8 protein-coding genes and 1 pseudogene are annotated in these 8,201 nt (G+C 64.6%); 5 read left to right on the top strand and 4 right to left on the bottom strand.

The features are described 5' to 3' along the window. A pseudogene (locus tag F3H26_RS19720) lies at nt 1–117 on the top strand (IS5/IS1182 family transposase); the annotation flags it as partial. Here the strand turns inward: F3H26_RS19720 and F3H26_RS15945 are convergent. From F3H26_RS15945 to F3H26_RS15935, 3 genes are all read right to left on the bottom strand, one after another. Then, nucleotides 114–1,106, bottom strand: coding sequence for a hypothetical protein (locus F3H26_RS15945; RefSeq protein ID WP_149776999.1), 993 nt, complete (start codon nt 1,104–1,106; stop codon nt 114–116). The pseudogene F3H26_RS19720 and the gene F3H26_RS15945 overlap by 4 nt on opposite strands. A gap of 12 nt (nt 1,107–1,118) precedes the next feature. Further along, entirely contained in the window at nt 1,119–1,589 is a 471-nt protein-coding gene (gene greA, locus F3H26_RS15940; RefSeq protein ID WP_005978981.1) for a transcription elongation factor GreA, read from the bottom strand. Between the two features lie 238 nt (nt 1,590–1,827). Then, nucleotides 1,828–2,208, bottom strand: a complete 381-nt coding sequence (locus F3H26_RS15935) for a VOC family protein (RefSeq protein WP_149776998.1) — start codon at nt 2,206–2,208, stop codon at nt 1,828–1,830. An 89-nt stretch (nt 2,209–2,297) separates the two neighbouring features. Between F3H26_RS15935 and soxR the strand changes: the two genes are divergently transcribed. The 4 genes from soxR to F3H26_RS15915 all read left to right on the top strand — a co-directional run bounded on the left by soxR (nt 2,298) and on the right by F3H26_RS15915 (nt 7,165). Further along, nucleotides 2,298–2,753, top strand: coding sequence for a redox-sensitive transcriptional activator SoxR (gene soxR / locus F3H26_RS15930; RefSeq protein ID WP_149776997.1), 456 nt, complete (start codon nt 2,298–2,300; stop codon nt 2,751–2,753). 136 nt (nt 2,754–2,889) lie between these two features. Then, nucleotides 2,890–4,536, top strand: coding sequence for an electron transfer flavoprotein-ubiquinone oxidoreductase (locus tag F3H26_RS15925; RefSeq protein WP_149776996.1), 1,647 nt, complete (start codon nt 2,890–2,892; stop codon nt 4,534–4,536). A 150-nt stretch (nt 4,537–4,686) separates the two neighbouring features. Next, nucleotides 4,687–6,354, top strand: coding sequence for a tetratricopeptide repeat protein (locus F3H26_RS15920; RefSeq protein ID WP_149776995.1), 1,668 nt, complete (start codon nt 4,687–4,689; stop codon nt 6,352–6,354). Beyond that, the gene (locus F3H26_RS15915) at nt 6,344–7,165 is read left to right on the top strand and encodes a 4-(cytidine 5'-diphospho)-2-C-methyl-D-erythritol kinase (protein ID WP_149776994.1); all 822 of its coding nucleotides are present in this window, start codon (nt 6,344–6,346) and stop codon (nt 7,163–7,165) included. Before F3H26_RS15920 ends, F3H26_RS15915 begins: the two co-directional genes overlap by 11 nt. Here the strand turns inward: F3H26_RS15915 and F3H26_RS15910 are convergent. Beyond that, nucleotides 7,158–8,156 (bottom strand): polyprenyl synthetase family protein, encoded by a 999-nt coding sequence (locus F3H26_RS15910; protein ID WP_149776993.1) that lies wholly within the window; start codon nt 8,154–8,156, stop codon nt 7,158–7,160. The genes F3H26_RS15915 and F3H26_RS15910 overlap by 8 nt on opposite strands. Between the last annotated feature and the right edge of the window lie 45 nt (nt 8,157–8,201).

Below are 8,201 nucleotides of genomic sequence, written 5' to 3'. Positions count from 1 at the left end.
CTCAAGCACTACAGGGCCATCGCCACCAGATACGAGAAACATGACGCCAACTTCCTCGCCCTAGTCAAACTCGCCGCAACACGCATCTGGTTGCGTGTTTATGAGTCGGTGACCTAGTCGAAGGTCCCGGCCACCCGGCCCAGCAGCATGAAGGCGCGCGCCGTGCGCGTGTCGCCCAAAGCGGTCAGGTCGGCGTCGCTGGCCTCGGGCTCGAACTCGGCGATCATGGTGTCGAAGCGGCGCAGGAAGTGATGCACCGCATCGCGAAAGATCGGGTCCTGTTTCATCCGTGCCGAGGTCAGCGCCAGGCACGAGCGGTCGCGGATGCCGCCAAGCGCGGCGACCGCACGACCGCGTTCGCCCTTGGCGAACTGGCGCCAGACCTCGGGGCGGGCCATGTCGGGGCGCAGGTCGTCCATGTAGATGCCTTCCTGGCTGAGCAGGGTCAGCACATCCTCGGCGGCCTGAATCAGCTGTGCGGTCTTGCGGTCCTTCATCGCGCGGCGCAGGGCGTTGAAGCCTTCGGTATCCTCGGCGGTTTCGGGAAAGTTCAACGCGCGGATGAAAATGTCGGTGGGCAGCGGCGCGGCCATTTCTTCCGCCGGAGTGCCCAGTTCCAGCGAGGTCTGGTCGTCGGCCCCCTTTTCCTGATCCGTTTCCGCCGTATCCCGCCGCTTGCTGGAAAACGTGGCCAGTGCGCTTTGAGTGTTCCGGGTGGCCGCGGCGATTTCATCCAGCTTCCGGGCCACCGCGGGTTCGTAGGTGCTGGCCGACCGCTGTTGCTGCGATACATAGGCCTGCCGGATCGCGTCGATCGCGGTCTGCAGCCGGGCGCTTTCTTCGCGCATGATGCGGCTGGCGCGCATGGCCAGCGCCGCGACCCAGATCATCGCCACCGGCATGAACACCGCCAGCAGCATCACGATGAAACCGCCCGCCTGCGTCTGCTCGGGCAGCACAAGAAAGACCACGGCCACCACCAGCCAGATCAGGCTGAGGGCCGCGGCCGCGATCTCGATTCCGGTGACGCTGGGTCGGCCCGGACGGTCATAGATGCCCAGCCAGGTGGGGCGTTTGCTGTCCGGATCAGGGTCTTGGCCCGACATGGCGCGCTCCGATCAGGCGTAGTGGATGCTCAGCACTTCGTACGAGCGCACGCCGCCGGGGGTGCGTACCTCGACGCTGTCGCCTTCTTCCTTGCCGATCAGGGCGCGGGCGATGGGCGATTTGATGTTCAGCAGGCCTTTTTCGATATTGGCCTCATGCTCGCCCACGATCTGCCAGGTCTTTTCCTCGTCGGTGTCCTCGTCCACCAGGGTGACCTTGGCGCCGAACTTGATCGCGCCCGACAGTTTGGTCGGGTCGATCACCTCGGCCAGCGACAGAACACCTTCCAGTTCCTTGATGCGGCCTTCGATGAAGCCCTGCTTTTCGCGGGCCGAATGGTATTCGGCGTTTTCCTTCAGGTCGCCCAGTTCGCGCGCCGAGGCGATGGCCTCGATGATGGCGGGGCGTTCAACGGACTTGAGTTGCTTGAGCTCTGCCTCGAGCGCGGCAAAGCCCGCGGGCGTCATGGGGATCTTTTCCATATCTTCTTTTTCCACGCACAAAATTGAGTCGCCCCGCCGCATGAGACCAGCGTCGGGGCGAAAGATGGGTTGGCAATTACCTGACCCAAATATGGCGTGAAATGCAAGAGGCCAAGGGGTTTGGCCCCTGCAATCCGCAACTTAACGCCGTCGGGGCGGTGGGGGTTTCCGATTGTGCCGATGCCCCAGCAGATCACCGCGTTTCCAGCGATGCGCCTCGGCGCCGAACCAGAGCATCTCAATCATATTGAACGACCTCGAATTCGATGCCGTTGTCATCGTCGAAATAGAACCGGCGGCCGGGTTCATAGTCTGCGTGGTTGTGCGGCTCGAAGCCCGCGGCGCGAACCTTGGCCTCGGTCGCGTCGATGTCCTCGACCAGCACGCCCACATGGTTCAGCCCGCCGACGATGTCATAGCTGCTTTCGCCCGACGGTTTCGGGTCGGCCGGGGCGTAAAGCGCCAGATAGGTGTGCGCGCCGCCCACATGTACGGTATAGCCCCCCGCGATGGCGGGGCCTTCCCAGCGTGTTTTCCATCCGAAGACGTCCTGCATCCAGGCGGCGGTTGCCTGCGGGTTGCGGACGGTGAAGTTCGTGTGTTCCAGCGTCGCCATCATGGGGTCTCCTTCTCATGTTCAGGCTTGTTTCGACTCACCGTAATTCCTAAACCTAACTTTAGCTCAAGAGATTTTTTCGGGAGGAGATCATGCCCGTATCCGAAGGCCTTTCCATCGGCGCGCTGGCGCGCCGCACGGGGTTGGCGGTATCCGCCATCCGCTATTACGAGGCGCAGGGGCTGATTTCCCCCTGGCGCAATCCGGGCGGTCAGCGACGGTATCAGCGCGCTGACATCCGTCGGCTGAGTTTTGTGATGATCGCCCAGCAGTTCGGCCTGACCCTGCCCGAAATCCGCGAGGTTCTGGCCAGCCTGCCCGACAACCGCACCCCCACGCCGGCGGACTGGAAACAGATCAGTCAGCGCCTGCGCGCGCATCTGGACCAGCGAATCGATACCTTGCTGCGCCTGCGCGACAATCTGGACGGCTGCATCGGCTGCGGCTGCCTGAGCCTGCCGAAATGCGCGCTCTACAACCCCGACGACCGGGCCAAGGCGCATGGTAGCGGTCCCAGATACCTGATGGGTGACGCGCCCGAGGGCTGATCTGCCGCATTGCAGCAATGTTACGCCGTGTTTTGATTGACCAAGGTCTTTTCCAGCAGGTAATCAGCCGGGAAACAAAATTTCGCCGAGCCCGCGCCCCAGGCGCCAATTCGGATAGTTAGCGGAGGAGCCCACGATGGCCGAAATTGAACGCGAAGCGATGGAATACGACGTGGTGATCGTGGGCGCAGGCCCGGCGGGCCTGTCGGCGGCCATTCGTCTGAAACAGCTGGACGCCGACCTGAACGTGGTCGTGCTGGAAAAGGGCTCTGAGGTCGGCGCGCATATCCTGTCGGGCGCGGTGCTGGACCCGTGCGGTCTGGATGCGCTGATCCCCGACTGGAAGGAAAAGGGCGCGCCGCTGAACGTGCCGGTGCGCGAAGACAACTTCTATATGCTGGGCGAGGCCGGCCAGCTGCGCATCCCCAACTGGCCGATGCCGCCGCTGATGAACAACCATGGCAACTACATCGTCTCGATGGGCAATGTCTGCCGCTGGATGGCCGAACAGGCCGAGGCGCTGGGCGTGGAAATCTTCCCCGGCATGGCCTGCTCGGAACTGGTCTATGGCGACAATGGCGAGGTCAAGGGTGTCGTGGCCGGCGTGTTCGGATTGGAACCCGACGGATCCTATGGCCCCAACACCGAACCGGGGATGGAACTGCACGGCAAATACGTCTTCCTGTCGGAAGGGGTGCGCGGGTCGCTGTCCAAGGAAGTGATCGCCAAGTATGACCTGCAGGCCGGAAAAGAGCCGCAGAAATACGGCATCGGCATGAAGGAAATCTGGGAGATCGACCCCGCCAAGCACAAGGAAGGCAGCGTCACCCACACGATGGGCTGGCCGCTGGGCGGCAATGCCGGGGGCGGGTCGTTCATCTATCACCTGGAAAACAACCAGGTCTATGTGGGCTTCGTGGTGCACCTGAACTACAAGAACCCGCACCTGTTCCCCTACATGGAATTCCAGCGGTTCAAGCATCACCCGATGGTGGCCGACCTTCTGAAGGGGGGCAAGCGCGTGGCCTATGGCGCCCGCGCGATCACCGAGGGCGGGTATCAGTCGATGCCCAAGCTGGTGGCGCCGGGTGTCGCGCTGCTGGGCTGTTCGGCGGGCATGGTCAACGTGCCGCGGATCAAGGGCAACCACAACGCGATGCTGTCGGGCAAGGCTGCGGCCGAGGCCGCGTTCGAGGCCATCAAGGCCGGCCGTGGCGGCGACGAGCTGACCGACTACGAGACCGAAGTGCGCAACGGTGCCATCGGCGCCGACCTGAAAAAGGTCCGCAACGTCAAGCCGATGTGGTCGAAATGGGGCCTGACCGCCTCGCTGGCTCTGGGTGGTCTGGACATGTGGACCAACACGCTGGGTTTTTCGCTGTTCGGCACGCTGGGCCACGGCAAGACCGATGCCGAAGCCACCGAAGAAGCCAGCAAGCACCAGCCCATCGACTATCCGAAACCCGACGGCACCCTGTCCTTCGACCGGCTGACCAATGTGGCGTTTTCCTTCACGAACCACGAGGAAAGCCAGCCCTGCCACCTCAAGCTGGCAGACCCCGAGATCCCGGTGAAAGTGAACCTGCCGAAATATGACGAACCGGCGCAGCGGTACTGCCCGGCGGGCGTCTACGAGATCGTGCGCGACGAGGACCAGCCGCGTTTCGTGATCAACTTCCAGAACTGCGTGCACTGCAAGACCTGCGACATCAAGGACCCCAGCCAGAACATCAACTGGACCACGCCGCAGGGTGGGGACGGTCCGAACTATCCCAACATGTAGGCAGGAAACGGGGCAATGGCACAGCCGTGAACGCTGGGCCATTGCCTCTGGTCGGCCAAGGCCCTAGCTTGTGCTGCAGGTACAGGCAGACAAGGCGGGGTCTTGGTGGTTTCTCTGGTGCATCGGGCGGCATGGGCCGCAGTTCTCGGAATGTCTCTGGGGGGGGCGGCGGTGGCGGACACCGGTGCGGGGGCTTATCTGGCCGGACGGCAGGCGATTTATGAAAGCGATTATGCCGCCGCAGAAAGATACTACACCCGGGCCCTGGCATTCGATCCCCAGAATCAGCGGTTGATGGAAAGCGTCCTGTTGGCCCGCGTGGCCCTGGGCGAAATCGAACGGGCCCTGCCCTTGGCGCAAGAGATGGAGGCCGAGGGGCTTGCCAATCAGGCCGCGCGCATGGTCATCGCCGCCGATCTGGTGCAACGCGGACAATTCGCCGACCTTCTGGCCCGCGATCCCGAGACGCAGGGCGTGGGCCCGTTGGTTGACGGGCTGATGCTGGCCTGGGCGCATATCGGCCAGGGCGAGATGACCAAGTCCATGGAGCAGTTCGATACCGTCGCCGCGCAGGACGGGCTGCGGGAATTTGCGTTGTATCACAAGGCGCTGGCTCTTGCCTCGGTGGGTGATTTCGAAGGTGCCGAAGCGATTTTCGGTGCCGATGAGGGGCGCGTCGCGCGGTTTTCGCGCCGGGCGGCGCTGGCGCGGGTCGAGATTCTGTCGCAACTGGACCGCAACGCCGCCGCGCTGCAATTCCTCGATTCGGTCTTTGCCTCGGGCAGCGATCCCACCATCGAGGCTTATACCGCCCGGCTGCAGGCCGGGGAAACCCTGCCTTTCACCCATGTCCGGTCGGCGCAGGACGGCGTGGCCGAGGTCTTCTTCACCGTCGGTGCGGCGCTGAACTCCGAGGCGGCGCATGACTACGTTCTTTTGTATTCCCGCGTGGCGACCTATCTGCGCCCCGACCACATCGACGCCATTCTCCTGAGCGCCGAGTTGCTGGAAGAGTTGGAACAGCATGATCTGGCGGTTGCCGCCTATCGGATGGTGCCGCCCTCCAGCAGTGATTTCCACGTTGCCGAGCTGGGCCGGGCGGATGTTCTTGCCCGGATGGGCAAGACCGACGCTGCCGCCGAGGTGCTGGAAAACCTCGCGGCGCGGCAGCCCGACCTGCCCAGCGTTCACGTCGCGCTGGCCGACCTGCAGCGGCGGCAGGAGAACTATGCCGCGGCCGTCACCGCCTATGACCGCGCGATCGAGTTGACCGAGGCGAACTCGGGCGGCAACTGGTTTCTTTACTATGCGCGCGGCATCAGCCACGAGCGGCTGAAACACTGGGACAAGGCCGAGGCCGATTTCCGCAAGGCGCTGGAGCTGAACCCGGATCAGCCGCAGGTTCTGAACTATCTCGGCTATTCGCTGGTCGAACGGCGGGAAAAGCTGGACGAGGCGCTTGAGATGATCCAGCGCGCCGTGGCGGCCCAACCCGACAGCGGTTATATCGTCGACAGCCTGGGCTGGGTGCTGTTCCGGCTGGGTCGCTATGACGAGGCCGTCGGCCACATGGAACGCGCGGTCGAGCTGATGCCGGTGGATCCGGTGGTGAACGACCATCTGGGCGATGTCTACTGGGCCGTTGGTCGCCTGCGCGAGGCCGAGACCCAATGGAAGCGCGCCTTGTCCTTCATCGACCCCGAAGACACCGACGGCGAGGCGGACCCGGACCGCATCCGCCGCAAGCTGGAAGTCGGCCTCGACGCCGTGCTGGCCGAAGAGGGGGCCGAACCGCTGAAGGTCGCCAATGGCAATTGAGGGGTTCGCGCCCGCCAAGATCAACCTGACCCTGCATGTGACCGGCCGCCGCGCCGATGGCTATCACCTGCTGGATTCGCTGGTGGCCTTCGCCGATCTGGGGGACAGGCTGACCTTCGAGCCTGGCCCCGATCTTTCGATCTCGGTGTCCGGTGAACATGCCGAAGGCGTGCCGACCGACGCGCGCAATCTTGTCTGGCAGGCGGCGCAGGCGATGAACTGGCGGGGGCGGGTTCATCTGGACAAGGTGCTGCCGCACGGGGGCGGAATCGGCGGCGGGTCGTCGGATGCAGCGGCCACTTTGCGGGCTCTGTCACCCGAGGGCGCCGAGATCCCGCTGGACACCGCGCTGCCCCTTGGCGCCGATGTTCCGGTCTGCACCCTGGGCCGCGCGGCGCGGATGCAGGGCGTCGGGGACCGGATCAGCCCGGTCGCTTTGCCGTCGCTTCCCGCCTTGTTGGTCAATCCCGGCGTGCCGGTGCCCACAGGCCCGGTGTTCAAGGCCTTGGCCGCGCGCGACAATCCCGCCATGCCGCCCGACCTGCCTGCGTTCGACGGGCCGGAACACTGCGCCGACTGGTTGCACGGGCAGCGCAACGATCTGCAGCCCGCGGCGATCGGTCTTGCTCCGGAAATCGCGGATGTTCTGGATGCGTTGTCAGGTACGCGGGATGTGCTGCTGGCGCGGATGTCCGGGTCAGGTTCGACCTGTTTCGCGCTGTACCCGACGATGAAGGCCGCGCATTTCGCGGCCTACGAGATCGGCGTTGCGCAGGCGGATTGGTGGTGCCGGGCGGTGACGCTCAGTTGAGGCGCGCCACGACATAGTCGGCCATGTCGCGCAACAGGTCACGGATTTCATGGTCGGGCAGAACCGCCAGCGCCGCCTTGGCCTTGGCGGCCCAGCCCAGCGCACCGGCGCGGGTGGCGTCCAGCGTGCGGTATTTGCGCATCAGGCCCAGCGCCAGCTCCAGGTCGCCATCCTGCTGGCGGCCTTTTTCGATGGTGCGCTCCCAGAAGGCGCGTTCCTCGGGGGTGGCCTGGGCTACGGCCTTGATGACGGGCAGGGTCAGTTTGCGTTCGCGGAAGTCGTCGCCCACGTTCTTTCCGGTGGCCTTGCTGTCGCCCTGATAGTCCAGCAGGTCGTCGGCGATTTGGAAGGCGATGCCCAGCGCGTCGCCATAGGCGAACAGCGCCCGGACCTGCTCCTCTGAGGCGCCGGCGATCACGCCGCCGACCTCGGTCGCCGCGGAAAACAGCGCCGCGGTCTTGCCGCGCACGACCTGCAGATACACGCTCTCGTCGGTGCGCAGGTCGGTGGCCGCGGTCATCTGCAGCACCTCGCCTTCGGCAATGGTGGCCGAGGCATTGGCCAGAATGTCCAGAACGCGCAAAGACCCGGTTTCCACCATCAACTGGAAACTGCGTGAAAACAGATAGTCGCCGACCAGCACGCTGGACTTGTTGTCCCACAGCAGGTTGGCGGTGGGTCGGCCCCGCCGCTGGGCGCTTTCGTCCACGACGTCGTCATGCAAAAGCGTGGCGGTGTGGATGAATTCGACCGTGGCGGCCAAACGGATGTGATGGTCCCCGCCATAGCCGAACAGCCGCGCGGCCGCCAGGGTCAGCATCGGGCGCAGGCGCTTGCCGCCGGCCTCGACCAGATGCGCGGTCACCTCGGGAATGCGGGGCGCGTGCTCCGAGGCCATGCGGGTGCGGATCAACGTGTTCACCGCGTCCATTTCGCCGGCCAGCAACTCGGCCAGTCGCTCATGCGGTTTCGAGATCGTGCCGATGTCCATCACACTCCTGTCACAAGGCTCGACTTTCGCCCCGCCTTGCCCTTA

Origin of the sequence: Ruegeria intermedia, from assembly GCF_900129345.1 — a bacterium.
Taxonomy (GTDB): Bacteria; Pseudomonadota; Alphaproteobacteria; order Rhodobacterales; family Rhodobacteraceae; genus Ruegeria; species Ruegeria intermedia.
This window is presented reverse-complemented; position numbering and strand designations above follow the sequence as displayed.